Source organism: Streptomyces sp. NBC_00019, from assembly GCF_045041015.1.
GTDB lineage: Bacteria > Actinomycetota > Actinomycetes > Streptomycetales > Streptomycetaceae > Streptomyces.
This window is the reverse complement of record NZ_CP108302.1, coordinates 7,863,882-7,888,832: the sequence shown is the minus strand read 5'-3', so window position 1 is coordinate 7,888,832 and position 24,951 is coordinate 7,863,882. Positions and strand designations below refer to the sequence as shown.

Here is a 24,951-nt window from a genome sequence, read left to right as displayed (position 1 = left end):
GGTCCTTATTCTCCTGCTCCTCCGTGCAGACTCTGCACCGGGTTGGCGGTGAGCTCCTGCACACCGCGGTCGTCGCCGTACACCTGGTCCACGGCCGCGTACGCGCTCGCGATGCACGCCGGGATGCCGACGCCGTCGTACTGCGCTCCGCACACCGCGAGGCCCGGGAGCTTGGCCACGTGTTCGCGGATGCGGGCCACGCGCGCGTGGTGACCGACGGGGTACTGGGGCAGGCCGTCGGTCCAGCGGGTGACGCGGGTTTCGAGAGGCGTGGCGTCGAGGTCGGTGGCGGCCTTGAGGTCGTGCCGGGAGACGTCCACGAGCTCGGCGTCCTCGCGCTCCAGGATCGCCGTCTCGCCGTAGCGGCCGACGGAGGTGCGCAGGACGACGACGTCGGGGTTCTCGTCGGCGATCCAGCCCCACTTCTGGGAGGCGAACGTGGATGCCTTGATGGTGCGGCCGTCGACCGGCGGCACGAGGAAGCCGCTGCCCGCGGGGAGGGCGGTGTCGGTTCGGCGGTAGGCGAGGGTGATCAGGGCCATGGAGGCGTACTCCACGGTGGCCAGTTCGGCGGCGGCCTCGGGGGCTTCGGCGCGCAGGAGGTCCGCGGCGGCGGGAGCGGGGACGGCGACGACCACGGAGTCGGCGTGCAGGACGCGGTCACCGGCGACGACCCGCCAGCCGTCGGCTTCTTCGCGGCGCAGCCCGGTCACGGGTGTGCCGGTGAGGATCTCGCCCCCACGCGCGCGTACGGACTCGGCGACGGCGAGCGGCAGGCTGCCCACCCCGCCCTCGATGCCCATGAACACGGGCCCGGTCTGCTGGTTGGCGGGGGCCTTCGCCTGGATCTCGCGGACCGCTTCCGTCAGCGAGGTGTGGGTCTTGGCGGCCTGGAAGAGCTGCGGGATCGCCGAGCGCATCGAGATGCGGTAGGCGTCGCCCGCGTACACGCCGCCGAGCATGGGCTCGATGAGCCGGTCGACGACCTCGCGGCCGAGGCGCTCCGCCACGTACGTGCCCACCGCCACGTCGTCGCCGACCTCGGTGCGCGGCAGGTCGGCGTCGCGATCGATGCGGGCGAGGCCCTTGTCGGACAGGACGCCGGAGAGGGCGGCCGCGGTGCCGGGGACGCCCATCACATGGCCCTTGGGCATGGGGCGCAGGGCGCCGCGGGTCCAGATCGAGGCGGTCGCGGTGGAGGGCGACTGCAGGCGGCTGTCGAGGCCGACCTCGCGGGCGAGCGTGATCGCCTCCGGTCTGCGCGCCAGCATCGACTCGGCCCCTAGGTCCACGCGCGCCCCGGCGATCTCGCCGGGCAACAGCTTGCCTCCGACACGGCCGGACGCCTCCAGGACGGTCACCCGTGCCCCGCGCTGCAGCAGCCGGTGCGCAGCGGCGAGGCCCGCGATCCCGGCTCCGATGACGACGACGTGCTCGGGCGTACCTGATCCGCTCATGGCTCCACCCTCTCAGACGCCACCGAGAGTCCGGCCAGGGCCGTATGGCCCGTCCGAGTCCTGACCGTGACCGCATCGGGACCGTTGTGCTCCAACGTTCCGGTGCGTCCCGGCGTCGAAGGAGCGTCAGTTCGTCACGACCCTCGGGGGTAGGCCCATGCGCGCACGACGTTCCGTACGACCTGTCCGGGCCTTGGCCGGGCTCCTGCTGGCCGCGGCCCTCGCCCTGACCGGCTGCACCGGCTCGGGGGACGATTCCGGCGGCGCATCGGGTGACTCCGACGTCGCCCAGTCGCAGGCCAAGGAGGCCGCGCCGGGCGCCGCCGCGGACGACGCGGCCGGCGGCGGCACGCAGGCCACCACCGCGCCCGAGCTCCCGACGAGCCACATCATCCGCACCGCCGAACTGACCGTGCAGGTCAAGAACGTACCGAAGGCACTGGAAGCGGCCCGTACGGCCACCGTGAACGCGGGCGGCTACGTCGGCAAGGAGTCCACCTTCAGCGACAAGGAGGGCACCGAGGAGACGCAGGTGACCCTTCGGGTGCCCGCCGACCGGTACGAGGAGGTCCTGGCCGAGCTGGAGGGCTCGGGCAAGCTGCTGGAGCGTACGGCGAAGGCGCAGGACGTCACCGAGCAGGTCGTCGACGTGGAGAGCCGCATCAAGACGCAGCGGGCGAGCGTGGCCCGGATCCGGGAGCTGATGGACCAGGCCACCAAGCTGAGCGATGTGGTGACCCTGGAGGGCGAGCTGAGCACCCGTCAGGCCGACCTGGAGGCGCTGCTCGCCCGGCAGGCGTCCCTGAAGGACCGCACGAGCCTGGCCACGATCACCCTGTCCCTGTCCGAGAAGCCGGTCGTGAAGGCCACCGAGGACGACGACCCGGGGGTTCTCGACGCGCTGGCGGGCGGCTGGGGCGCGTTCGTGTCGATGCTGCGCTGGATCGTGGTCGCCCTGGCCGCGGTGCTGCCCTTCGCCGCGGTGCTGGCCCTGATCCTGCTGGTCTGGCTGCGCTGGGTACGCCCCCGGCTGCCCCGCCGCCCGGCTCCGGCTGGCGCGTCGAGCACGCTGGGCCCGCTGCCGACAGCCCGTCCGGCACCGCAGCCCGGACGCACCGAGCAGCAGGGTGAGCAGGACTGAAATGCCCTGCGCACGTAGCGTGTTCGCATGAACATGAGCGCTGCGAGCGAACGGCTTGTCGTGATCGGCGGCGACGCCGCGGGAATGTCCGCGGCGTCGCAGGCACGTCGGCTGAAGGGGCCTGGGGAACTGGAGATCGTGGCGTTCGAGCGGGGCCACTTCACCTCGTACTCGGCCTGTGGCATCCCGTACTGGGTGGGCGGCGACGTCGAGGAGCGTGATGAGCTGATCGCCCGTACGCCCGAGGAGCACCGGGCCCGTGACATCGATCTGCGCATGCGCACGGAGGTCACGGAGATCGACGTGGCCGGACAGCGGGTACGCGCGCGCGACGTCGATTCGGGGGCCGAGTCCTGGACGTCGTACGACAAACTCGTGATCGCGACCGGCGCCCGCCCCATCCGCCCCCAGATGCCGGGGGCCGACGCACCGGGCGTCCACGGCGTGCAGACCCTGGACGACGGCCAGGCCCTGCTCGACACGCTGACACGCACGCGTGGCCGCAACGCGGTGGTGGTCGGCGCCGGGTACATCGGCGTCGAGATGGCCGAGGCCCTCATCAACCGCGGCTACGAGGTGACCGTCGTCAACCGCGGCAGCGAGCCGATGTCCACGCTCGACGCGGACATGGGCCGCCTGGTGCACGAGGCGATGGAGGGCATGGGGATCACCATGGTCAACGACGCCGAGGTCACCAAGGTCCTGACCGGCGAGGACGGCCGGGTGCGCGCGGTGGCCACGGAGGACGCGGAGTATCCGGCGGACGTGGTGGTGCTGGGCATCGGCGTACGCCCGGAGACCTCGCTGGCCAAGGCGGCGGGTCTGCCCGTGGGGCACCACGACGGGCTCCTGACCGACCTGGCCATGCGGGTGCGCGGCCACGAGAACATCTGGGCGGGCGGCGACTGCGTGGAGGTCCTGGATCTGGTCTCCGGACAGGAACGGCACATCGCGCTCGGCACCCACGCCAACAAGCACGGCCAGGTCATCGGCGCGAACGTGGGCGGCGGTTACGCGACCTTCCCGGGGGTGGTCGGCACGGCGGTGAGCAAGGTCTGCGACCTGGAGATCGCCCGCACGGGTCTGCGGGAGAAGGACGCGCGCAGGGCGGGGCTCCAGTTCGAGACGGTCACCGTCGAGTCCACGTCCCGCGCCGGCTACTACCCCGGCGCCTCCCTCATGACGGTGAAGATGCTCGCCGAGCGCCGCACGGGGCGGCTCCTCGGTGTGCAGATCGTCGGGAGGGAGGGCGCGGGCAAGCGGGTCGACATCGCGGCGGTCGCGTTGACGGCCGGGATGACGGTGGAGCGGATGACGGCCCTGGACCTGGGCTACGCCCCACCGTTCAGCCCGGTGTGGGACCCGGTACTGGTGGCGGCCCGCAAGGCCGCGCTGAAAGTGCGGGCCGCCTGACGGCTATGCCGAGCCGTTGATCCTTTCGATGGCCTGGCGGGCCTGGTCGGCGGCCGGGCGCGGCGGCAGGGACGAGACGGAGGCGCTCGGGGCGGCCACCGCCGGCGGCTGCTCCCCCGCCGGTTTCGCGTGGGCCGCGGGCCGGGTCGACCGCAGCCGGTGGCTCACCGCCTCGTCGAGGGTCACGGGTCGCTGCATCTGCGAAGCGAGCCGCCCCGCGTCCTGGCCCAGCCGGGCCACGTCTTCCCAGGGCAGCCGCAGCACGACGGCGACTTCCGCCTCGCCGTCCGGCAGTGCGTGGATCGGAGGGGTAACTCGGTCGTTCATCGCCTGTTCCTCACGTTTACCCCGCGACCCGCCTTCCCCGTGTCGCGGACGGTTGAGGAGTCATACGCACGCGTGCGTGCCGGTGTTCACCGATTCGTGGACCGCATCGGGGGCAGTACTTCCTTGTGGTCATCCCCGTCCATGACGTGAACCCGGTGCGTCGCACCCCCGTGGTGACGTACGCGCTGATCGCCGCGAACGTACTGGTCTTCCTGTACATGCCCGGCCTCGCCGGCTCCGTGGCGGGCGACAGCAGCCTGTCCCAGCTCTGCCATCTGCAGGCGTTCCTGGATCACTACGCGGCGGTGCCGCAGGAGCTGATCCACCATCAGCTGCCGCAGGTGGTCCCCACGGGCGACGTGGGCCCGGGCGGCGCGGGCTGCGCGGTCGGCCCGCCGGCGTACGACAAGTCACCCGTGGTGTCCGTGTTCACCGCGATGTTCCTGCACGGCGGCTGGCTGCACCTGCTGGGCAACATGCTCTTCCTGCTGATCTTCGGCAACAACGTCGAGGACCGCATGGGCCATGTGCGGTTCGCGCTCTTCTACGTCGTCTGCGGCTACGCGGCGTCGTACGGCTTCGCGCTGCTCAACGACGACTCGGGCGACCCCCTGATCGGTGCGTCCGGGGCCATCGCCGGGGTGCTCGGCGCCTATCTGGTGCTGTATCCGAAGGCCAGGGTGTGGGTGCTGGTGCCGTTCCTGGTCTTCCTGCCGCTCAGGCTGCCGGCCTGGCTGGTGCTGGGGTTCTGGTTCGTGCTGCAGGCGGTGTACTCGTCCGGCGAGGGCGTCTCCGACGCCGGGACCGTGGCGTACGCGGCGCACATCGTGGGCTTCCTCGCGGGCATGCTGCTCGCCTGGCCGCTCAAGGCGGGCACGCCTCCGCCGCCGGAACCGCGCGGTCTGCTGTTCGGCAGGAAGGCGCGGCCCCGGCACACCTGGTAGATCAGTGGGCGGTCTGCGTGTGGACGTACTCCACGAGCCGGGTCAGCGCGTCCGGGTCGGTGGACGGCATGACGCCGTGGCCCAGGTTGAAGACATGGCCCTCGAGGCCCTTCGCCGTGTCCAGCACCTCACGGGTCTTGGCCTCGACGGCCTCCGTGCCGGCGAACAGGACGGTCGGGTCGAGATTGCCCTGCAGCGCCTTGCCGGGGCCGATCCGGCGGACCGCCTCGTCGAGCGGGACGCGCCAGTCGACGCCGACGACGTCCGCGCCGGCCTCGCCCATCAACCGGAGGAGTTCACCGGTGCCGACACCGAAGTGGATGCGCGGGACGCCGTACCCGGCGACCGCGTCGAAGACCTTGGCGGAGGCGGGCATCACCGAGCGGCGGTAGTCCACCGGGGCGAGGGCGCCGGCCCATGAGTCGAACAGCTGGACCGCCGAGGCGCCCGCCTCGATCTGCACCTTCAGGAAGGCGGCCGTGATCTCCGCGAGACGGTCGAGCAGGTCGGCCCAGAGCTCGGGGTCGCCGTACATCATCGCCTTGGCGTTCTCGTACGTCCGCGACGGGCCGCCCTCGACGAGGTAACTCGCAAGGGTGAAAGGTGCGCCCGCGAAACCGATCAGCGGGGTGGCGCCGAGCTCGCGGGTCAGCAGGCCGATCGCCTCGGTGACGTAGGAGACGTCCTCGGGGGTGAGGTCACGGAGCTGGGCCAGGTCGGCGCGGGTGCGGATCGGCTTCTCGACGACCGGGCCGACGCCGGGCTTGATGTCGAGGTCGATGCCGATGGCCTTGAGCGGGACGACGATGTCGCTGAAGTAGATCGCCGCGTCCACGTTGTGCCGGCGCACCGGCTGGAGGGTGATCTCGGTGACCAGGTCGGGCCGCATACAGGACTCGAGCATCCCGACGCCCTCGCGGACCTTGCGGTACTCCGGCAGTGAGCGCCCGGCCTGTCGCATGAACCACACCGGGGTGTGCGGCACGGGCTCGCGCCTGCAGGCCTTGAGGAAGGCGGAGTCGTACGTGGCGGTCGGTGGCTGGCTCTCGTTGGCACTCACGGGAGAAAGTCTCGCACGGTGCCAGGGCCGGTTCTCCACGCCGGTCTGCATCTGCGACGGCCCCCTCGCCGGGCCACGGGGTGTCTGGCCCGCGCCGAGCCATGGTTCCCCTAATCTTCCCGCATGGCTGCGGCTCAGGGACGACTGTCGGACGGCGCTGGCGGGATGGACGACGCGAAGGAGGGGGACCGGAATGCGAGCAGTGATGCTCCGCCACTCTTCCGGGCCGCCGTCGATGCATTGAGGGCGGCCCGGCTCCGACCGCAGATCGAGGTGGAGCCGACGCGCGCGCCGCAGCGGCTCGCGCCGTTCGCGTACGCGCTGGAGGCCGCGGTCGTCGACGGCGACCAGGATCTGGCCGACGGCCGGCTGGTGCTGCTGCACGACCCGGACGGCCATGACGCCTGGCGGGGCACGTTCCGGCTGGTGACGCTGGTGCGCGCGGAGCTGGAGCCGGAGATGGCGGCGGACCCGCTGCTGCCCGACGTGTGCTGGTCGTGGCTGACGGGTGCGCTCCAGGCGCGTGGTCTGGCGTGCGGTGAGCCGAGCGGCACAGTCACGCGTGCGAGCTCCCACTACTTCGGCGGCCTCGCCGAGCGTCCGGCCGCCTCCCAGATCGAGATCCGGGCGTCCTGGACACCTCGTGAGGGCCTGGGCGGCGCACCGGACACGGCGGGTCATCTGGCGGCCTGGTGCGATCTGCTGGCCCAGGTCGCGGGCCTGCCGCCGGCCGGTCCGGGCGACGCGTCGGTGGTGACGCTGCCGCAGCGGCGGGGACCGCAGTCCCGCTGACACCACCCCATCGGCATGGTCTTCGCGTCGCCTTTTGACGCCCTTTTTGACATCACTTTGTCGATACGGACACTTTCAGTCGCGAACGAGCCCTCGAACGAACCGATTCGCTCACCGAACGATCGACCGCCTGTCCGAATTGTACGGATTGTTACTCACTAGATCGTGATCTTTCTCTAAAGGCCTACGGGTTTGATGCCGAAGACGTCTGTGACCTCACAGCCGTCCCCCATCCCAGGAGGCCTGGTGTCCGTTCTCCTCGAGCAGCCCGCAAGCCTGGTCGCCTACCGCCCGAACAAGCCGACCGCGATGGTGGTCGTGGCCGACCCGCGCGTCCGCTCCACCGTCACCCGCCACCTCTGGGCGCTCGGTGTACGCGATGTCATCGAGGCCTCGTCCGTCGCCGAGGCCCGTCCCCGTATCGGCAACCCCCGTGACATCTGCGTCGCCGACGTCCACCTGCCCGACGGCTCCGGCCTGACCCTCCTGTCGGAGACCCGCGCCGCGGGCTGGCCCAACGGCCTCGCCCTCTCCGCGGCCGACGACATCGGCGCCGTGCGCAACGCCCTCGCGGGCGGCGTCAAGGGCTACGTCGTCACCGGCACCCGTACCAACGTCGGGCTCCCCTCCCGACCGGGCGCCGCGCCCATCGGCTCCCGTGCCGCCGGAATGCACCGCCGCCCCCCGGGCGCCCCGAGCCACCCGGGCGGCTACCGCGAGCTCTCCGGCCGCGAGGTCGAGGTGCTGCGACTGGTCGCGGAGGGCCAGTCCAACAAGGCCATCGGCGTCTCGATGGGCCTGTCCGCGCTGACCGTCAAGAGCCACCTCGCCCGTATCGCCCGCAAGCTGGGCACCGGTGACCGCGCCGGCATGGTCGCGGTGGCCCTGCGGACGGGCATCATCCACTGACTTTCCACCCTTCACGGACGTGAACCGGATCAGTCCTGGATCCGGGAGCACGCCCCCGATCGGTCGTGAACCCGAGGATTCACCGACCTGACTGGTTTACGACCCTCAGGCGCCCGTCGACGGAACGTTCCGTCGGCGGGCGCTGTCCATACACAGATACCCTTGACATGTGACCGACGCCCAAGAGACCGCAGCAGACAGCTCACTGCGAACCACCGGAGGCGCCCCTCCGGACGACGGCGGATCTTCTGTTACGGGGGCGCCCGAACCTGAACCGGGTCCAGAGCCGATTCCTTTGCTCGAACCGCGCGAGGGCATCCCTCCCGTGGTCGCCGACGAGGACACGCTCGCCCGGGTGATCGCCGCGTTCGCGGCCGGCTCCGGACCCGTCGCCGTCGACGCCGAACGCGCGTCCGGCTATCGCTACGGACAGCGCGCCTACCTGGTCCAGCTGCGCCGCGAGGGCGCGGGGAGCGCGCTGATCGACCCCGTGGCCTGCCCCGACCTGTCCGGGCTCGGCGAGGCGCTCTCCGGCGTGGAGTGGGTGCTGCACGCCGCCACTCAGGACCTTCCGTGCCTGCGCGAGATAGGTATGGTGCCCACCTCCCTCTTCGACACCGAGCTCGCCGGACGGCTCGCCGGGTTCCCCCGGGTCGGCCTCGGCGCGATGGTCGAGGGCGTCCTGGGCTTCGTACTCGAAAAGGGACACTCCGCGGTCGACTGGTCGACCCGTCCGCTGCCCGAGCCGTGGCTGCGCTACGCGGCGCTGGACGTGGAGCTCCTCGTCGACCTGCGGGACGCGCTGGAGAAGGAACTGGACCGGCAGGGGAAGCTGGAGTGGGCGCGGCAGGAGTTCGACGCGATCGCGGCCGCGCCGCCTGCCGAGCCGCGCAAGGATCCCTGGCGGCGGACGTCCGGGATGCACAAGGTGCGGCGGCGTCGGCAGTTGGCCGTGGTGCGGGAACTCTGGCAGACGCGGGACCGGATCGCTCAGCGACGCGATGTGTCGCCGGGCAAGGTGCTGTCCGACCTGGCCATCGTGGAGGCGGCGCTGTCGCTTCCGGCCGACGCTCAGGCCCTTGCCGCGTTGAACGGGTTCGGGCAGCGGATGGGGCGGCGGCAGCTGGAGCAGTGGCAGGCCGCGGTGGATCGGGCCAAGGGGCTGACCGAGGCGCAGTTGCCTGCGCCCGGGCAGCCGGTCACCGGGCCGCCGCCGCCGCGTGCCTGGGCCGACAAGGATCCCGCGGCCGCGGCTCGGTTGTCCGCGGCTCGGGCCGGGGTCTCCGCGCTGGCCGAGCGGCTCAACATGCCTCAGGAGAACCTGATCACTCCGGATACGGTTCGGCGGGTCTGCTGGGAGCCGCCGAAGGGTGTCGATGCGGACTCGGTGGGGGCCGCGTTGTCCGGGTACGGGGCTCGGCCCTGGCAGGTCGAGCTTGTCACTCCGGTTCTTGTGAGTGCCCTGTCCGCCTAGTCGCCGGGTGCGGGTTTCTCACCTCGTCGCTCCTCGCATGAAGCCGTTGTAGATGAAGCGTTGCAGGCTCAGGAAGACCACCAGCGTCGGCAGGATCACCAGCACCGCTCCTGCCGAGATGACCTCCCAGTGCGCCGCGTACGGGCCTCGGAAGCGGAACAACGACGTCGAGATCACGCCAAGATCTTCCGATGGCATATAGAGGAAGGGGATGTAGAAGTCGTTGTATACGGTGATCCCCTTCACGATCACCACCGTCGCGATCGCGGGCTTCAGCAGCGGGAAGATGATCCGCCAGTAGATGGTGAACGTGTTGGCCCCGTCCAGGCGGGCCGATTCGTCCAGGGAGATCGGGATCGATCGGACGAACTGCAGGAAGATGTAGATCGAGACGATGTCCGTGCCCATGTAGAGCGCGATCGGCGCCCACAGGGTGTCGAACATGCCGAAGCTATTGACGATCTGGAAGGTCGCCACCTGCGTCGTGACGCCGGGGACCAGCGCGGCGATGAGGAAGAGCGCCACCACCAGCTTGCGGAAGCGGAAGGTGAAGCGGTCGATGGCGTACGCGGTCATCGAGCCGATGAGGACCGTGCCGCCGATCGAGATCAGCAGGATGATCGCCGTGTTGGCGAAGGCGGAGAGCATCTCGCCGTCCCGGAACGCCGACGCGTAGTTGCCGAAGTTCAGCAGGTTGTCGGGGAGGTCCAGGGCGCCGCTCGAGTTCGCCATCTCCGTCTCCGACTTGAGGGAGGTCAGGAGGACGACGACCAGCGGCAGCAGGACCACCACGGTCGCGGCGATCAGGGACAGGTACACGAGGGTGCGGGACACCGCGTGGCGTGTCATACGAGATCCACCTTGTCGTCGGGCACGAGGCGCCGCTGGACCCAGGTCACCAGCAGGATGATCAGCAACAGGACCACCGCGGCGGCCGAGGCGAGGCCCGTCTTGTTGAAGCGGAAGGCCAGGTTCACCGTCTGGATCACGAAGGTCTCGGTGCCGGTGGCGCCGCCGGTCATGATGTACGGGATCTCGAAGGCGGAGAGCGAGCCGGAGATCGAGAGGATGACCGTCAGGGTCAGCACCGGCTTGATGCCCGGCGCGATGATGTAGCGGAACTGGTGCCAGCGGTTCGCGCCGTCCAGTTCGGCCGCCTCGTACAGCTCCCCCGGGATCGACTGGATCGCGCCCAGGAACAGGACGAAGTTCAGGCCCAGATAGCGCCACATCGAGACGCCGGCGAGCGAGGTGTTCGCGGAGACCGGGGTGCCGAGCCAGGCATGGTCGGTCTTCACTCCGAAGAGGCTCAGGACCGAGTCGAGGGTGCCGCCGTCCTGGAAGAAGTACAGGAAGACGAAGCCGATCGCCACGCCGTTGATCAGATACGGGAAGAACAGCACGCCCTTGAAGAAGTTCCGGAAGCGGATGTTGAAGCTCAGGATCGTCGCGAAGTAGAGCGCGGCGACGATCTGCAGGGCGGAGGCGGCCAGGTAGTAGCCGCTGACCCAGAAGACCTCGAAGAGTTCCGGGCGGGTGAAGATCTCCTCGTAGTTCCCGACGCCCGTGTAGTGCAGTTCGGGGCTCACGCCGTCCCAGTCGGTGAGGCTGTACGCCACCATGTTGGCGATCGGCGCGTAGGTGAAGGTGATCAGCAGGACGAGCGGGGCCAGGAGGAAGAGCCACGGGGTGACCCCGCGCCACACGCGGTGTCTGCGTGCGGCGGGGGCCGGGACGGGGGCGGCCGGTGCCGCCCCCGTGGCGGTCTTCACTGCCGCCTTCCGAGTGGTGTCCGTCATCGGTCAGGACCCCGCGGTCTTCTGGGCGTCCGTCCAGCGCTCGCTGAGGTCGGCGAGGAAGTCGTCGAGGCTGCCCTTGCGCGCGCCCCGGGCCAGGTCGACCAGGTTCTGGCGGTACTCGGGGGCGTAGATGCCGACCTCCGAGGTGTTGTCGATCTGCTTGACCTCGGCGCCCTTGGCGTCGTCCACCTCGATGAGCTCGACGCCCGCCTCTTCGTACGGCTTCAGGACCTCGGGCATGGAGGCGTCCTTGAGCGGGGAGATGGCCAGGTTGTCCTCGACGTAGCTCGACTTGTCGGTGAACCAGTCGACCCAGGCGCGGGCCGCTTCCTTGTGCTTCGAGTGGACGTTGACGGCCTGGTTGTAGTCCGGGGCGACGGTCGCGCAGTGCTTGCCGTTCGTCTGCGACGGGAACGGCATGAAGCCGATGTCGTCGGGGTTGGCCCCGGCCTTCTTGGCGGCGTCCTGGAACTGGACGATGGCCCAGGTGCCCAGCCACTGTGTCGCGATCTCGCCCTTCGCGGTCCGGGGCTTGGACTCCTCCCAGTTGCTCGTCGTGGGGTCCTTCTCGATGAGGCCCGACTTCACGATGTCGTGGAGCAGGGTGTCGCCGACGCGCAGGTCGGCGTCCTTCGCCCACGGGTCGCCCTCGGCCAGTTTCGTGGTCGCCTGCGGGTCGCAGTGGACGGCGCCGTCGACATACGTCCACGAGGTGAGCGTCCAGCCGGCCGAGAAGTTGGTGTAGTACGGGATGGCGTCGGTCTTGGACTTGATGGCCTTGAGGCTTTCGAGGAACTCGGCCGGGGTGGTGGGCCATTCGGTGACCCCGGCCTCCTTCCAGATGCGCTTGTTGTAGACGAACCCGGGCATCACACCGACCGGGCTCTGGCCGTAGACCTTGCCGTTGACGGTGGTGAAGTCGGTGAAGCGGTACTTCTTGCTCCGCTCGGCCTGGGTGCCGAGCGAGGCGAAGAACTTCGGGTAGTCGGCCTTCTTGATGACCGCGGGGATCAGCAGGACGTCGCCGTAGTTCTCCGTGTTCATACGGATCTTGACTTCGGCCTCGTAGTTGGTGAGGGCCTCGAACTCGACCTTGACCTTCGGGTAGGTCTTGTTGAACTCGGCGGCGTACCTCTTCATCGTGCCGTCCTGCACGAGGTCGGTCCGCACCGTGAGGACTTTGATCGTTCCGGTGACCTTTGACGGGTCGTCAGCTGCCTTTGCGTCGGCGCCTTTCGTGGAACCTCCGGTGCCGGTGCACCCCGGAATGAGCAGGGCGGCTCCCACGGCCATGGCCAGGACTGTACGGCGGTTCATGTGCGTCAGCTCCGTTCTTGGGACGGACGAGCACGAGCGGGTTGGCTGGTTCCGAACTCTGACAACGTTTTCTTAACCGGTAAAGTCCCTATCTCGCCAACGATGCCAAACTGTTTCCATCGCTTCTCGGCAACTGGACTTGATCGGTTTAGGGAGTGCGCATGCTTCAGGACACACCGCTCGGCGAGGGATGGATCCTGCGAAACTTCGATGGCACGGCGGGCGAGCTCCCTGCCGCGGTGCCGGGCTGCGTGCACACCGACCTGCTGGCGGCGGGGGTGATCCCGGACCCCTTTCTCGGGCGGAACGAGACCGAGGTGGCGTGGGTGGGGCGGCGGGAGTGGACGTACGAGAGGGAGCTGCGGGCCGGCTCGGGGCACTCTGCTCATGAACAGACCGACCTGGTCTTCGAGGGTCTCGACACCGCCGCCGAAGTCCGTCTGGACGGGCGGCTGTTGGGGCGGACCCGGAACATGCACCGCTCGTACCGCTTCGACGTGACCGGCCTCGAAGGGCGGCTGTCGGTGCGGTTCGCCTCCGCCTATGCCGAGGCCGAGGCGGTGCGCGGGAAGCTCGGGGAGCGGCCGGCCGCGTACCACGAGCCCTTCCAGTACATCCGCAAGATGGCCTGCTCCTTCGGCTGGGACTGGGGGCCGACCCTGGTGACGGCCGGGATCTGGCGGCCGGCACGGCTGGAGCACTGGTCGACGGCCCGGATCGCACGGGTGCGGCCGCTGGTGACCGTTGACGTCGAACGCGGTCTGGGTGTCGTGGAGTTGGCCGTCGAGGTCGAGCGGACCCGGGTCGAGGCGTCGCTCGCCGTCCAGGCGACGGTGGACGGGGTGCGGGTGCGCGCTTCGCTCGACGGGGCGAGCGGGGTCGTACGGCTCGAGGTGCCCGACGTGCGGCTGTGGTGGCCGCGTGGGTACGGCGAACAGCCGTTGTACAACGCCGAGTTGACGTTGCTGCACGGTGACGACGTGCTGGATGTGTGGCGTCGGCGGGTCGGTTTCCGCACGGTGGAGCTGGACCGGTCGGCCGATGAGCACGGCACCGGTTTCACCTTTGTCGTCAACGGTGAGCGGCTCTTCGCGCGGGGCGTCAACTGGATCCCCGACGACGTGTTCCCGTCGCGGATCACGCGGGAGCGGTATCGGGAGCGGCTGGCGCAGGCCGCCGGGGCGGGGGTCGATCTCGTCCGGATCTGGGGCGGCGGGATCTACGAGAGCTCGGACTTCTACGACGCCTGCGACGAGTTGGGGCTGCTGGTCTGGCAGGACTTCCCGTTCGCGTGCGCGGCCTATCCGGAGGAGCAGCCGCTGCGGGGCGAGGTGGAGGCCGAGGCGCGGGAGAACGTCGTACGGCTGATGCCGCATCCCTCGCTGGTGCTGTGGAACGGCAACAACGAGAACCTGTGGGGGTTCCGGGACTGGGGCTGGGAGGAGCGGCTCGCCGGGGACTCCTGGGGTGAGGGGTACTACCTGGGCGTACTGCCGCGCGTGGTGGCCGAGTTGGATCCGACGCGGCCGTACACGGCGGGGAGTCCGTGGTCCGGGTCGTGGGAGCGGCATCCGAACGATCCGGCGCACGGGACGCAGCACTCGTGGGAGGTGTGGAACCGGGAGGACTACGCGGAGTACCGGCGCGAAGTACCCCGGTTCATGGCCGAGTTCGGGTGGCAGGCGCCGCCCGCCTACGCCACGTTGCGCCGGGCGCTGCCGGGTGAGGAGCTGGTGCCGGACTCCCCCGGGATGCTGCACCACCAGAAGGCCGACGACGGGAACGGGAAGTTGCGGCGCGGGCTGGAGCGCCACTTCGCCTTTCCCGAGGGGGACTTCGACCGGTGGCACTACCTCACTCAGGTCAACCAGGCGCGGGCCGTGGCGACCGGGATCGAGCACTGGCGGTCGCACTGGCCGGTGTGCGCGGGGACGGTCGTGTGGCAGCTCAACGACTGCTGGCCGGTGACGTCGTGGGCGGCGATCGACGGGGACGGGCGGGAGAAGCCGCTCTATCACGAGCTGCGGAGGCTGTACGCGGATCGGTTGCTGACGGTTCAGGGGCAAGCCGTGGCTGTGGTCAATCAGGGTTCGCGCGCGTGGGCGGGTGCGGTGCGGCTGCGGCGGATGTCGGTCGAGGGGGCGGTGATCGGCGAGGCGAGTGTGGAGTTCACCGCCGCAGCACGGACCGTGGCGCTCGTCGACCTGCCGGGGGAGCTGGAGCCGGTCGGCGCGAAGGAGTTCCTGGTCGCGGACGCGGACGGGCTGCGGGCGCTGCACTTTCCGGCGCCGGACCGTGAAATCCCGTACCCGCGGCCGGATTTCGACGTCTCGGTGGCGCCGGGCTCGGTGACGGTGAGGGCCCGGAGTCTCGTACGGGATCTGCTCCTTCAGGCCGACCGGCTGGATCCGGAGGCGCGGGCCGACCGGGGGCTGGTGACGCTGTTGCCCGGCGAACAGGTGACCATCGGGGTCAGCGGCTGGAAGACTCCCGATCCGGACGCCGCCCGATCCGCCCTGTACTGCCTGGAGCCCAGCCGATGACAGCCCAACCGGCTTCTCGCGTCACCATCAAGGACGTCGCCGCGCGTGCCGGCGTGTCCAAGGGTGCCGTGTCGCTCGCGTTCAACCACAAGCCGGGTTTGTCGGAGCCGACCCGGGAGCGGATCTTCAAGGCCGCGCGGGAGCTGGGCTGGGCGCCGAACCTCACCGCGCGGACGCTGGCCGGGTCGCGGGTGGACGTGGTGGGCCTCGCGATCTGCCGGCCGGCGCGGCTGCTGGGCCTGGAGCCCTTCTACATGGAGTTCATCTCGGGCGTGGAGAGCGTGCTGACCGAGCATTCGTGCTCCCTGCTGCTGCGGCTCGTGCGGAACGTGGAGGAGGAGGTCGGGATCCAGGAGTCGTGGTGGCGGGGGCGGCAGATCGGCGGGGCGATCCTCGTCGACTTCCGGCCCGACGATCCTCGGGTGGCGTCGGCCGAGCGACTGGGGATGCCGGTGGTCGCGGTGGGGCATCCCTCGCTCACCGGGAGCCTGACGTCCGTGTGGACCGACGACGCCACCGCCGTGACGGAGGCGGTGCGGTATCTGGCGGCGCTGGGGCATCGGCGGATCGCCCGGGTCGGGGGTGCGGCCGCGCTGGGGCACACCGCGGCGCGTACGGCAGCCTTCGACGAGGCGGCGCGGACGCTGGAGCTGGCCGGGGCGTGGCAGGTGACGACCGACTACTCGGGGGAGGCGGGGGCGCGGGCGACGCGGTCCATGCTGGCCGCCGACGCGGCGGATCGGCCCACGGCGATCGTGTACGACAACGACATCATGGCGGTGGCCGGTCTTTCGGTCGCCGCCGAGATGGGACTCTCCGTGCCCGGTGATGTCTCGCTGCTCGCCTGGGACGACTCCCAGCTGTGCCGGCTGACCCATCCCACGCTGTCCGCGATGAGCCATGACGTGCACGGATTCGGTGCGGAGGCGGCCCGGACCCTGTTCGGAGTGATCATGGGCGAGGGGCCGGGATCACATCCTGTGCCCACCCCGACACTCACCCCACGCGGCTCGACCGCTCCCCCGCGGATGTGACCTTCACCGCTCCCCCCTCCAGGACTGTGCAGCTACGTTACCCACAAGTAGCATGGGCCTGAGCGCGCGCTCAGCGCTTGTGCAGTGCAGCAGTGCCATCCCGCATCTGGAGGAGAGCCATCGTGCCTCGTACCGTCAGGGACGTCGTCTTCGTCGACGGCGTCCGCACCCCGTTCGGCAAGGCGGGCCCGAAGGGCATCTACCACGAGACCCGCGCCGACGACCTCGTCGTGAAGGCGATCCGGGAGCTGCTGCGCCGCAACCCGGGTCTCGACCCGAAGAAGATCGACGAGGTCGCCATCGCCGCGACCACGCAGATCGGTGACCAGGGTCTGACCATCGGCCGCACGGCCGGCATCCTCGCCGGTCTGCCGCAGTCGGTGCCCGGCTACTCGATCGACCGCATGTGCGCCGGCGCCCTGACCGCCGTCACCTCGGTCGCCGGTTCGGTCGCCTTCGGCGCGTACGACATCGCCATCGCCGGTGGCGTCGAGCACATGGGCCGCCACCCCATGGGCGAGGGCGTGGACCCGAACCCGCGCTTCGTCTCCGAGAAGCTGGTCGACGAGTCGGCGCTGTTCATGGGCATGACCGCCGAGAACCTGCACGACCGCTACCCGCAGATCACCAAGCAGCGCGCCGACGAATACGCCGTGCGCTCCCAGGAGAAGGCCGCCAAGGCGTACGCCAACGGCAAGATCCAGGCCGACCTGGTCCCGATCTCCGTGCGCCGCACCAACCCGGAGGCCGGTGAGACGGGCTGGGGCCTGGTCACCGCCGACGAGCCGATGCGCCCGGGCACCACGCTGGAGAACCTGTCCGGTCTCAAGACGCCCTTCCGCGTCCACGGCCGCGTCACCGCGGGCAACGCCGCCGGTCTCAACGACGGTGCCACCGCCTCGCTCATCGCGTCCGAGGACTTCGCCCGCGAGAACAACCTCCCGGTGAAGATGCGCCTCGTCTCCTACTCCTTCGTGGGTGTGGAGCCGGAGGTCATGGGCTACGGCCCGATCCCGGCCACCGAGAAGGCCCTCGCGCAGGCGGGGCTGTCGATCTCCGACATCGGTCTGTTCGAGATCAACGAGGCCTTCGCCATCCAGGTCCTCGCCTTCCTCGACCACTACGGCATCGCGGACGACGACGCGCGCGTCAACCAGTACGGCGGCGCCATCGCCTTCGGTCACCCGCTGGCCTCCTCGGGCGTGCGTCTCATGACGCAGCTGGCCCGTCAGTTCGAGGAGCAGCCGGAGGTCCGTTACGGCCTCACCACCATGTGCGTCGGCTTCGGCATGGGCGCCACGGTGATCTGGGAGAACCCGAACCACAAGGACGCCGGAGGCGACAAGTGAGCACCACCGCTGAGCTTCTGAAGGGTGCGGCCGAGCTGTTCCCCGACGAGGTCGTGACGTCCGCGCACGTACGCCACCTCGACCTGCCGTTCGGCGCCGGGCGCTTCGCGCTCATCACGCTGGACAACGGCTTCGACCACACCAAGCCGACCACCTTCGGCCCGCAGTCGCTGGCGAACCTCGACGCCGCCATCGACCAGGTCGAGGCGGAGGCCACGGCCGGCGACATCGTCGGCGTCGGCATCACCGGCAAGCCGTTCATCTTCGCGGTCGGCGCCGACCTCAAGGGTGTCGAGCTCCTCAAGGAGCACAAGGACGCGCTCGCCATCGGCAAGGGCGGCCACGAGGTCTTCAAGCGTCTCGCCGGCATCGCGGTCCCGACCTTCGCGTACTACAACGGTGCCGCGATGGGCGGTGGCGTCGAGGTCGGTCTGCACTGCGAGTACCGCACGGTCTCCAAGGCGCTCCCCGCCTTCTCGCTGCCCGAGGTCTTCCTCGGTCTGGTGCCCGGCTGGGGCGGCTGCACGATCCTGCCGAACCTGATCGGTGCCGACAAGGCCGTCTCGGTGATCATCGAGAACAGCCTCAACCAGAACAAGCAGCTCAAGGGCCGGCAGGTCTTCGAACTGGGTATCGCCGACGCCCTCTTCGAGGGTGCGGACTTCCTGGAGCAGTCGCTGATCTGGACCGCCCAGGTGCTGAAGGGCGACGTCAAGGTCGAGCGTCCCGTGATCGACCGCGGTGAGGCCTGGGACCAGGCCGTCGCGCGCGGCCGGTTCATCGCCGACTCCAAGGTGCACGGCGCGGCCCCGGCCGCCTACCGCGCCCTGGACATCATCGCCGCCGCCAAGAACGGCGACCTCCAGCAGGGCTACGACGCCGAGGATGTCGCCCTCGCCGACCTGATCATGGGTGGCGAACTGCGCTCCGGCATCTACGCCTTCAACCTGGTGCAGAAGCGCGGCAAGCGTCCCGCGGGTGCGCCGGACAAGTCGCTGGCGCGTCCGGTCACCAAGGTCGGCGTCGTGGGCGCGGGCCTCATGGCCTCGCAGCTCGCGCTGCTGTTCCTGCGCCGCCTCGAGGTGCCGGTCGTCCTGACCGACATCGACCAGGAGCGCGTCGACAAGGGTGTGGGCTACGTCCACGCCGAGATCGAGAAGCTGCTCGGCAAGGGCCGTATCAACCAGGACAAGGCCAACCGTCTCAAGGCCCTGGTCACCGGTGTGCTGGACAAGGCCGAGGGCTTCTCCGACGCCGACTTCATCATCGAGGCCGTCTTCGAGGAGATCGGCGTCAAGCAGCAGGTGTTCGCGGAGGTCGAGGCGGTCGCCCCGGCGCACGCGATCCTCGCCACCAACACCTCCTCGCTGTCGGTCACCGAGATGGCGTCGAAGCTCAAGAACCCCGAGCGGGTCGTGGGCTTCCACTTCTTCAACCCGGTCGCGATCCTCCCGCTGCTGGAGATCGTCCGCGGTGAGCAGACCGACGACGCCTCGCTGGCCACGGCCTTCGGTGTCGCCAAGAAGCTGAAGAAGACCGCGGTGCTGGTGAAGGACGCCCCGGCGTTCGTCGTGAACCGCATCCTCACCCGCTTCATGGGCGAGATCCAGAACGTCATCGACGAGGGCACCTCCGTCGAGGTCGCGGAGAAGGCGGTCGAGCCGCTGGGTCTGCCGATGTCGCCGCTGGTCCTCCTCGAGCTGGTCGGTCCCGCGATCGGTCTGCACGTCTCCGAGACCCTCAACCGGGCCTTCCCGGAGCGGTTCACGGTCTCCCCGAACCTCGCGGCCGTCGTCAAGGCGGGCAAGCGCGGCTTCTACGTCTACTCCGCAGAAAACGGGTTCAAGCCGGAGCTGGATCCCGAGGTCGCCGCGCTGCTCAAGCAGGGCGACAACGTCCTGTCCGAGGAGCAGGTCCGCGAGCGGGTCCTCGACGCGGTGGCGCAGGAGATCGGGCTCATGCTCGACGAGGGTGTCGTCGCCGAGGCCCAGGACATCGACCTCTGCCTGATCACGGGTGCGGGCTGGCCCTTCCACCTGGGTGGCATCACGCCGTACCTGGACCGTGAGGGTGTCTCCGAGCGGGTGAACGGGAAGAAGTTCCTGGCGCCGGGTGTGGCCAGCGTCCCTGCGTAAGCGCTCCGCTGTGAACACCGGTGCCCCGTATGCCGTTTCGGTGTGCGGGGCACTCGGCGTCCGGGCCGGCCAAACAGTCTTCGCCCCCGCTGCCCCTACCCTTCCCGTCCCTGGGGGCTGTGCCCCCAGACCCCCCTCAAAGACTGCGCAGTTCCCCGCGCCCCTTAAACGGGTCGCCACGCCTCCAGTGCCAGGCCCGGCTCGTCCTTGCGTCGTGTGAACAGGAGTTGGCCGGACGACGGGGACAGTGTCGCCGCCGCTACCCTGCCGTCCTCGTCCGTCGTCAGTGACACCCCTGCGTCCGCGGGGAGCGCCGGGCCCGACTCCGTCCACCACGCGCCCGCGGACTCCTGCTCCGTCGGGTAAGCGGCGAAGGCCACGCGGCCGCTGGAGGAGCGTTGGGCGAGCAGGGTGCAGTCGTGGCCGTCGAGTTCGCAGCGGACGGTGGAGACCGGGCCGGGGCCGGCCGAGGCGAGGAGGGCGAGGGGTTTGGCGCCGGGGCGCCAGGCGCACAGGTCGCCGGAGTCGTCGGTGTAGAAGAGGGTGGTGTGCTCCGGGGAGGTCGACAGGGCGCGGAGGGTGCCCGGGCGGACCGGGGTCTCCAGCACCTCCGTCAGGGCGGGTTGGGCGCCCGGCTTCTCCTGGCGCCAGTACAGGACGCCGCCGGGGACGGCCCCGTACAGCTCCACGCGCCCCGCCTCGCCCGTCACCGCCGCCAAGTCCTCCTGGACGTCACTGCCCTTGAGGTCCCGCCACGGGTCCCAGCCACCCTTCTCCTTCTGGGCGACCATGCTCACCCCGCCGCCCTTGTTGCGGACGAAGACATGGGCGCGGCCCTGGGCGTCGACCGCGACGGCCGGCGTGCCGGTGCGGTCGCCCGTCTTGTTGGGATGGCCGATGGGCGTCCAGTCGAGGGCGGCGAGGCGCGGGCGGAAGTGTGTGGAGTGCACGAGCCCGGACTCACCGGGTTTGGTGGGCCGCCAGGAGACGAGATGGGCGTAGCCGTCGCCGCCCTGGCCGATCGCGAGGCCCGGGCGGAGTTTCTGGTCGCCGCCGACCTTGCGTGGAGCCGCTTCCCAGGGGCCGCCGGGCCCTTGCTCGGCCCGGCAGAGTACCGACTCGCCGGACGGCAGATAGACACTGAGCCGGCCGTCGCGGCCGCGGAGGAGCCAGTCGCCGTTCACCTGTTCACTCTATGCGTGGCCCCTTGAGCCCAGCCTTGTCACCCCCCGGGTGCGGCCGCCTGCCGTCTGCTTCGACGGGACGCCCGCCGCCTGACACCCTGGCCCCATGAACGCCGAAGCCCCGCTGCTCGTGATCGTCGATGCCGCCAACGTCGTCGGGTCGGTGCCCGACGGCTGGTGGCGGGACCGGCGGGGGGCGGCGGAGCGGTTGCGGGACCGGCTGGCGGCGGACGGGGTGCCGGGGCACGACGGGCCGGTGGAGCTCCTGCTCGTGGTCGAGGGGGCCGCCCGGGGCGTGGAGTCCGTGCCCGGTGTACGGGTCGACGCGGCGTCCGGCAGCGGGGACGACCGGATGGTCGAGCTGGTCGCCGAGGCGGCGGGGCGCCGCGTTCTGGTCGTCACCGCGGATCGTGAACTGCGGCGGCGTGTCACGGAGTTGGGGGCGGAGGTGGCGGGGCCGCGCACTGTCCGCCCCTGAACAGGGCTACTGCGCGCCGCCGTTCGGCGGCTTGACGACCTGGCCGACCGTCGTCTCCTCCTCCCGTCCGAGACGGCTGTGGGAGCGGCCGTAGAGGAAGTACACGACGAAGCCGAGGACCATCCAGATCGCGAACCGCAGCCAGGTCTCGGTCGGCAGGTTCAGCATCAGCCACAGCGAGGCGAGCACCGACAGGATCGGCAGGACCGGTACCCACGGGGTGCGGAAGGCACGGTGCAGGTCGGGGCGGGTGCGACGCAGGATGATCACGCCGATCGCCACGACGACGAACGCGAACAGGGTGCCGATGTTGACCAGTTCGGCGAGCTCGCTCAGCGGTGTGAAGCCCGCGACGATCGCGATGATCACGCCGAGCAGGATCGTCGGCCGGTGCGGGGTCCTGAACCGCGGGTGGACGTGGGAGAAGAACCGCGGCAGCAGTCCGTCTCGGCTCATCGCGAAGAACACCCGGGTCTGGCCCAGCAGCAGGATCATGCAGACCGTCGTCAGGCCGACCGCGGCGCCGAAGCTGATGAAGCCCGCGAACCAGGGATGCCCGGTGGCCTTGAAGGCGTCGGCGAGCGGTGCCGTGATGGACAGTTCGCTGTAGTGCTGCATGCCGGTCACCACGATCGACACGGCGACGTAGAGCACCGTGCAGATGATCAGGGACCCCAGGATGCCCCGGGGCATGTCCCGTTGCGGGTTCCTGGTCTCCTCGGCGGCCGTGGCCACCACGTCGAAGCCGATGAAGGCGAAGAAGACGACGGAGGCGGCGGTGAAGATGCCCATCACACCGAAGTTGGACGGCGCCCAGCCGAACATCAGCTGGATGAGCGGGGCCTGGAGATCCCCGCCGGCCTCCACGGCCTGCGCCTTGGGGACGAACGGGTCGTAGTTGTCGCCCTTGATGAAGAAGGCGCCCGCGACGATCACGGTCAGGACGACCGTCACCTTGATGGCGACGACGAGCGAGGTGACCCGGGCGGAGAGCTTGGTGCCGAGGACGAGGATGCCGGTGAGCACCAGGACCAGCGCGGCGGCGAGGATGTCGAACCCGAAGCCGTCGGCGCCGTCCCGGCCGCTGAGCGCCTCCGGCAGATGCCAGCCCGCGTTGTCCAGCAGCGAGGCGATGTACCCGGACCAGCCGACGGCCACCACCGCCGTGCCGAGCGCGAACTCCAGGACCAGGTCCCAGCCGATGATCCAGGCGGGCAGTTCCCCGAGGGAGGCGTACGAGAAGGTGTACGCGGAGCCGGCCACCGGGACGGTGGAGGCGAACTCGGCGTAGCAGAGTGCGGCGAGCGCGCAGACGACGCCGGCCACGACGAAGGCCAGGGCGACGGCGGGGCCGGCGTTGTTCCTGGCCACCGTGCCGGTGAGGACGAAGATGCCGGTGCCGATGATGACACCGACGCCGAAGACCGTCAGATCGAGCGCCGACAGGGATTTCTTCAGCGCGTGTTCCGGCTCCTCGGTATCGAGGATGGACTGCTCGACTCTCTTCGTCCGGAAGAGTGTGCTGCTCACGGGCGTACCTCCCACGCTGTGTCGTCCTCGACATGATCGAGAGGGGGCGTACTGCGTATGCCCCGGCGCGTGGTGATTCACGCAAATGGGCCGGTTCCACCACCCTTCGCGGTGGTGGAACCGGCCCATCCGGTCGTACGGATCAGTCGCGCGCGGGCTCCGGTTCGGCCGCCGCGCTGCCGTACTTGCCGTCCAGTTTGGACACCAGACCGGTGACCTGACGGGCGATGTCCGGGGCGGTCAGACCGATCTCCGCCATGACCTCGGCGCGGGAGGCGTGGTCGAGGAAGCGCGGCGGGATGCCGAAGTCGCGCAGCGGGACATCGACGCCGGCGTCGCGCAGAGCCTGGGCGACCGCCGAACCGACTCCGCCGACACGGGAGTTGTCCTCGACGGTGACGACGACGCGGTGGCGCTCGGCGAGCGGGGCCATGGCCTCGTCGACGGGCTTGACCCAGCGCGGGTCGACGACGGTGGTGGTGATGCCCTGCTTGTCGAGGAGGCCCGCGATCTCCAGGCACATCGGCGCGAGGGCGCCCACCGAGACGAGGAGCACGTCGGGCGTGTCCGTCCCCGGCTCACGGAGCACGTCCATGCCGCCCACCCGGCCCACCGCGGGCACGGCGGGGCCGACGGCGCCCTTCGAGAACCGCACGACGGTCGGCGCGTCGTCGACCTTCACGGCCTCGCGCAGCTGCGCCCGCACCTGGTCGGCGTCGCGGGGCGCGGCGAGCCGCAGTCCCGGGACGACCTGGAGGATCGACATGTCCCACATGCCGTTGTGGGAGGCGCCGTCGGTGCCGGTGACGCCGGCCCGGTCGAGGACGAACGTCACACCGCACTTGTGCAGGGCGACGTCCATCAGGACCTGGTCGAAGGCGCGGTTGAGGAAGGTCGCGTAGACGGCGAAGACGGGGTGCACTCCCCCGGTCGCCAGGCCCGCCGCGGAGACGGCGGCGTGCTGCTCGGCGATGCCGACGTCGTAGATGCGGTCCGGGAAAGCGTCCGCGAACTTCTTCAGGCCGACCGGCTGGAGCATGGCCGCGGTGATCGCGACGATGTCCTCGCGCTCCTTGCCGAGCTGGACCATCTCGTCGCCGAAGACGGAGGTCCAGTCGGCGCCGGAGGCCTTGATCGGCAGGCCGGTGTCGGGGTGGATGGGGCCGATGCCGTGGAAGCGGTCGGCCTCGTCCTGGAGGGCGGGCTGGTAGCCGCGGCCCTTCTCGGTGAGGCAGTGGACGATGACCGGGCCGCCGAAGCGCTTGGCGCGGGCCAGCGCGGACTCCAGGGCCTCGATGTCGTGGCCGTCGATGGGGCCGACGTACTTGAGGCCGAGGTCCTCGAACATGCCCTGGGGCGCGATGAAGTCCTTGAGGCCCTTCTTGGCCCCGTGGAGGGTCTCGTAGAGCGGCTTGCCGACGACGGGAGTGCGCTCCAGGAGGTCCTTGCCGCGGGCCAGGAAGCGCTCGTAGCCGTCGGTGGTGCGCAGGGTCGCCAGGTGGTTGGCGAGGCCGCCGATGGTCGGCGCGTAGGACCGCTCGTTGTCGTTGACGACGATGACCAGTGGCCGGTCCTTGGCGTCGGCGATGTTGTTCAGCGCCTCCCAGGCCATGCCGCCGGTGAGGGCGCCGTCTCCGATCACGGCGACCACGTGGTCGCCGCGTTTCTGGATCTGGTTGGCCTTCGCGAGCCCGTCGGCCCAGCCGAGGACGGTCGAGGCGTGGCTGTTCTCGATGACGTCGTGCTCGGACTCGGCCTGCGAGGGATAGCCGGACAGGCCGCCCTTCATCTTGAGCTTCGAGAAGTCCTGGCGGCCGGTGAGCAGCTTGTGGACGTAGGACTGGTGTCCGGTGTCCCAGAGCACCTTGTCCTTCGGTGAGTCGAAGACACGGTGCAGGGCGATGGTGAGCTCGACCACGCCGAGGTTCGGGCCGAGGTGGCCGCCGGTCTTGGAGACGGCGTCGACGAGGAAGGTCCGGATCTCCTCCGCCAGCTGGTCCAGCTGCTCCAGGCTGAGCCGGTCCAGATCGCGCGGTCCCCTGATGCGGGTCAGCAGCGGCACCCG

The 24,951-nt window shown here is 70.2% G+C and carries 20 protein-coding genes; 11 read left to right on the top strand and 9 right to left on the bottom strand.

Annotated features, from left to right (window positions below):
* Positions 1 to 5 precede the first annotated feature (5 nt).
* Positions 6 to 1,457: a protoporphyrinogen oxidase gene (gene hemG, locus OHU89_RS37015; RefSeq protein ID WP_405649305.1), complete on the bottom strand. Its 1,452-nt coding sequence runs from the start codon at positions 1,455 to 1,457 to the stop codon at positions 6 to 8.
* Positions 1,458 to 1,614: 157 nt separating this feature from the next.
* Between hemG and OHU89_RS37010 the strand changes: the two genes are divergently transcribed.
* Positions 1,615 to 2,598: a DUF4349 domain-containing protein gene (locus OHU89_RS37010; protein ID WP_405649304.1), complete on the top strand. Its 984-nt coding sequence runs from the start codon at positions 1,615 to 1,617 to the stop codon at positions 2,596 to 2,598.
* A 27-nt stretch (positions 2,599 to 2,625) separates the two neighbouring features.
* A complete protein-coding gene (locus tag OHU89_RS37005; RefSeq protein WP_405649302.1) occupies positions 2,626 to 4,011 on the top strand; it encodes an FAD-dependent oxidoreductase in 1,386 nt (461 codons plus the stop codon).
* A 3-nt stretch (positions 4,012 to 4,014) separates the two neighbouring features.
* Here OHU89_RS37005 and OHU89_RS37000 read toward each other — a convergent pair whose 3' ends face one another.
* A complete protein-coding gene (locus tag OHU89_RS37000) occupies positions 4,015 to 4,338 on the bottom strand; it encodes a hypothetical protein (RefSeq protein ID WP_046260007.1) in 324 nt (107 codons plus the stop codon).
* Between the two features lie 125 nt (positions 4,339 to 4,463).
* Here OHU89_RS37000 and OHU89_RS36995 point away from each other — a divergent pair, with 125 nt between their 5' ends.
* Entirely contained in the window at positions 4,464 to 5,282 is an 819-nt protein-coding gene (locus OHU89_RS36995) for a rhomboid family intramembrane serine protease (protein ID WP_405649301.1), read from the top strand.
* A 1-nt stretch (position 5,283) separates the two neighbouring features.
* Here OHU89_RS36995 and hemE read toward each other — a convergent pair whose 3' ends face one another.
* Positions 5,284 to 6,342 carry a uroporphyrinogen decarboxylase gene (gene hemE / locus OHU89_RS36990; protein ID WP_267014673.1) on the bottom strand — a complete coding sequence of 353 codons (1,059 nt, stop codon included), beginning with the start codon at positions 6,340 to 6,342 and terminating at the stop codon, positions 5,284 to 5,286.
* Between the two features lie 123 nt (positions 6,343 to 6,465).
* On the opposite strand from hemE, the gene OHU89_RS36985 reads away from it, so the two are divergent.
* From OHU89_RS36985 to OHU89_RS36975, 3 genes are all read left to right on the top strand, one after another.
* Complete coding sequence (locus OHU89_RS36985) at positions 6,466 to 7,134, top strand: DUF3000 domain-containing protein (protein WP_405649300.1); 669 nt, start codon at positions 6,466 to 6,468, stop codon at positions 7,132 to 7,134.
* A gap of 246 nt (positions 7,135 to 7,380) precedes the next feature.
* Complete coding sequence (locus OHU89_RS36980; RefSeq protein WP_046260003.1) at positions 7,381 to 8,043, top strand: response regulator transcription factor; 663 nt, start codon at positions 7,381 to 7,383, stop codon at positions 8,041 to 8,043.
* Positions 8,044 to 8,212: 169 nt separating this feature from the next.
* Entirely contained in the window at positions 8,213 to 9,517 is a 1,305-nt protein-coding gene (locus tag OHU89_RS36975) for a ribonuclease D (protein WP_405649299.1), read from the top strand.
* Between the two features lie 18 nt (positions 9,518 to 9,535).
* Here the strand turns inward: OHU89_RS36975 and OHU89_RS36970 are convergent, their stop codons facing one another.
* The 3 genes from OHU89_RS36970 to OHU89_RS36960 are packed head-to-tail and all read right to left on the bottom strand — an operon-like array spanning position 9,536 to position 12,633.
* Positions 9,536 to 10,366, bottom strand: coding sequence for a carbohydrate ABC transporter permease (locus OHU89_RS36970; protein WP_266886884.1), 831 nt, complete (start codon positions 10,364 to 10,366; stop codon positions 9,536 to 9,538).
* Positions 10,363 to 11,316, bottom strand: coding sequence for a carbohydrate ABC transporter permease (locus OHU89_RS36965; protein WP_266886886.1), 954 nt, complete (start codon positions 11,314 to 11,316; stop codon positions 10,363 to 10,365). The genes OHU89_RS36970 and OHU89_RS36965 overlap by 4 nt, the downstream gene beginning before the upstream one ends.
* Before the next feature lie 3 nt (positions 11,317 to 11,319).
* The gene (locus OHU89_RS36960) at positions 11,320 to 12,633 is read right to left on the bottom strand and encodes an ABC transporter substrate-binding protein (protein WP_405649298.1); all 1,314 of its coding nucleotides are present in this window, start codon (positions 12,631 to 12,633) and stop codon (positions 11,320 to 11,322) included.
* A 161-nt stretch (positions 12,634 to 12,794) separates the two neighbouring features.
* On the opposite strand from OHU89_RS36960, the gene OHU89_RS36955 reads away from it, so the two are divergent.
* The 4 genes from OHU89_RS36955 to OHU89_RS36940 all read left to right on the top strand — a co-directional run bounded on the left by OHU89_RS36955 (position 12,795) and on the right by OHU89_RS36940 (position 19,694).
* Positions 12,795 to 15,176: a glycoside hydrolase family 2 protein gene (locus OHU89_RS36955; protein ID WP_405649297.1), complete on the top strand. Its 2,382-nt coding sequence runs from the start codon at positions 12,795 to 12,797 to the stop codon at positions 15,174 to 15,176.
* Positions 15,173 to 16,210 carry a LacI family DNA-binding transcriptional regulator gene (locus OHU89_RS36950; protein WP_405649296.1) on the top strand — a complete coding sequence of 346 codons (1,038 nt, stop codon included), beginning with the start codon at positions 15,173 to 15,175 and terminating at the stop codon, positions 16,208 to 16,210. Before OHU89_RS36955 ends, OHU89_RS36950 begins: the two co-directional genes overlap by 4 nt.
* A gap of 122 nt (positions 16,211 to 16,332) precedes the next feature.
* On the top strand, positions 16,333 to 17,559 hold the full coding sequence (locus OHU89_RS36945) for a thiolase family protein (RefSeq protein ID WP_405649295.1): 1,227 nt from the start codon (positions 16,333 to 16,335) through the stop codon (positions 17,557 to 17,559).
* Positions 17,556 to 19,694: a 3-hydroxyacyl-CoA dehydrogenase NAD-binding domain-containing protein gene (locus OHU89_RS36940; protein WP_405649294.1), complete on the top strand. Its 2,139-nt coding sequence runs from the start codon at positions 17,556 to 17,558 to the stop codon at positions 19,692 to 19,694. Before OHU89_RS36945 ends, OHU89_RS36940 begins: the two co-directional genes overlap by 4 nt.
* A gap of 164 nt (positions 19,695 to 19,858) precedes the next feature.
* On the opposite strand, the gene OHU89_RS36935 is transcribed toward OHU89_RS36940, so the two are convergent.
* A complete protein-coding gene (locus tag OHU89_RS36935) occupies positions 19,859 to 20,878 on the bottom strand; it encodes a hypothetical protein (RefSeq protein WP_405649293.1) in 1,020 nt (339 codons plus the stop codon).
* Positions 20,879 to 20,984: 106 nt separating this feature from the next.
* On the opposite strand from OHU89_RS36935, the gene OHU89_RS36930 reads away from it, so the two are divergent.
* Positions 20,985 to 21,356 carry an NTP pyrophosphohydrolase gene (locus OHU89_RS36930; protein WP_405649291.1) on the top strand — a complete coding sequence of 124 codons (372 nt, stop codon included), beginning with the start codon at positions 20,985 to 20,987 and terminating at the stop codon, positions 21,354 to 21,356.
* 6 nt (positions 21,357 to 21,362) lie between these two features.
* On the opposite strand, the gene OHU89_RS36925 is transcribed toward OHU89_RS36930, so the two are convergent.
* Positions 21,363 to 22,886: an amino acid permease gene (locus OHU89_RS36925; protein WP_405649290.1), complete on the bottom strand. Its 1,524-nt coding sequence runs from the start codon at positions 22,884 to 22,886 to the stop codon at positions 21,363 to 21,365.
* A gap of 142 nt (positions 22,887 to 23,028) precedes the next feature.
* Complete coding sequence (gene dxs, locus OHU89_RS36920) at positions 23,029 to 24,948, bottom strand: 1-deoxy-D-xylulose-5-phosphate synthase (protein ID WP_405649288.1); 1,920 nt, start codon at positions 24,946 to 24,948, stop codon at positions 23,029 to 23,031.
* Between the last annotated feature and the right edge of the window lie 3 nt (positions 24,949 to 24,951).

Excerpts from the sequence above, each read along its gene's own strand:
- hemG (WP_405649305.1), bottom strand. The coding sequence starts at position 1,457 with ATGAGCGGATCAGGTACGCCCGAGCACGTCGTCGTCATCGGAGCCGGG.
- OHU89_RS37010 (WP_405649304.1), top strand. The coding sequence starts at position 1,615 with ATGCGCGCACGACGTTCCGTACGACCTGTCCGGGCCTTGGCCGGGCTC.
- OHU89_RS37005 (WP_405649302.1), top strand. The coding sequence starts at position 2,626 with ATGAACATGAGCGCTGCGAGCGAACGGCTTGTCGTGATCGGCGGCGAC.
- OHU89_RS37000 (WP_046260007.1), bottom strand. The coding sequence starts at position 4,338 with ATGAACGACCGAGTTACCCCTCCGATCCACGCACTGCCGGACGGCGAG.
- OHU89_RS36985 (WP_405649300.1), top strand. The coding sequence starts at position 6,466 with ATGGCTGCGGCTCAGGGACGACTGTCGGACGGCGCTGGCGGGATGGAC.
- OHU89_RS36970 (WP_266886884.1), bottom strand. The coding sequence starts at position 10,366 with ATGACACGCCACGCGGTGTCCCGCACCCTCGTGTACCTGTCCCTGATC.
- OHU89_RS36965 (WP_266886886.1), bottom strand. The coding sequence starts at position 11,316 with ATGACGGACACCACTCGGAAGGCGGCAGTGAAGACCGCCACGGGGGCG.
- OHU89_RS36960 (WP_405649298.1), bottom strand. The coding sequence starts at position 12,633 with ATGAACCGCCGTACAGTCCTGGCCATGGCCGTGGGAGCCGCCCTGCTC.
- OHU89_RS36955 (WP_405649297.1), top strand. The coding sequence starts at position 12,795 with ATGCTTCAGGACACACCGCTCGGCGAGGGATGGATCCTGCGAAACTTC.
- OHU89_RS36950 (WP_405649296.1), top strand. The coding sequence starts at position 15,173 with ATGACAGCCCAACCGGCTTCTCGCGTCACCATCAAGGACGTCGCCGCG.
- OHU89_RS36930 (WP_405649291.1), top strand. The coding sequence starts at position 20,985 with ATGAACGCCGAAGCCCCGCTGCTCGTGATCGTCGATGCCGCCAACGTC.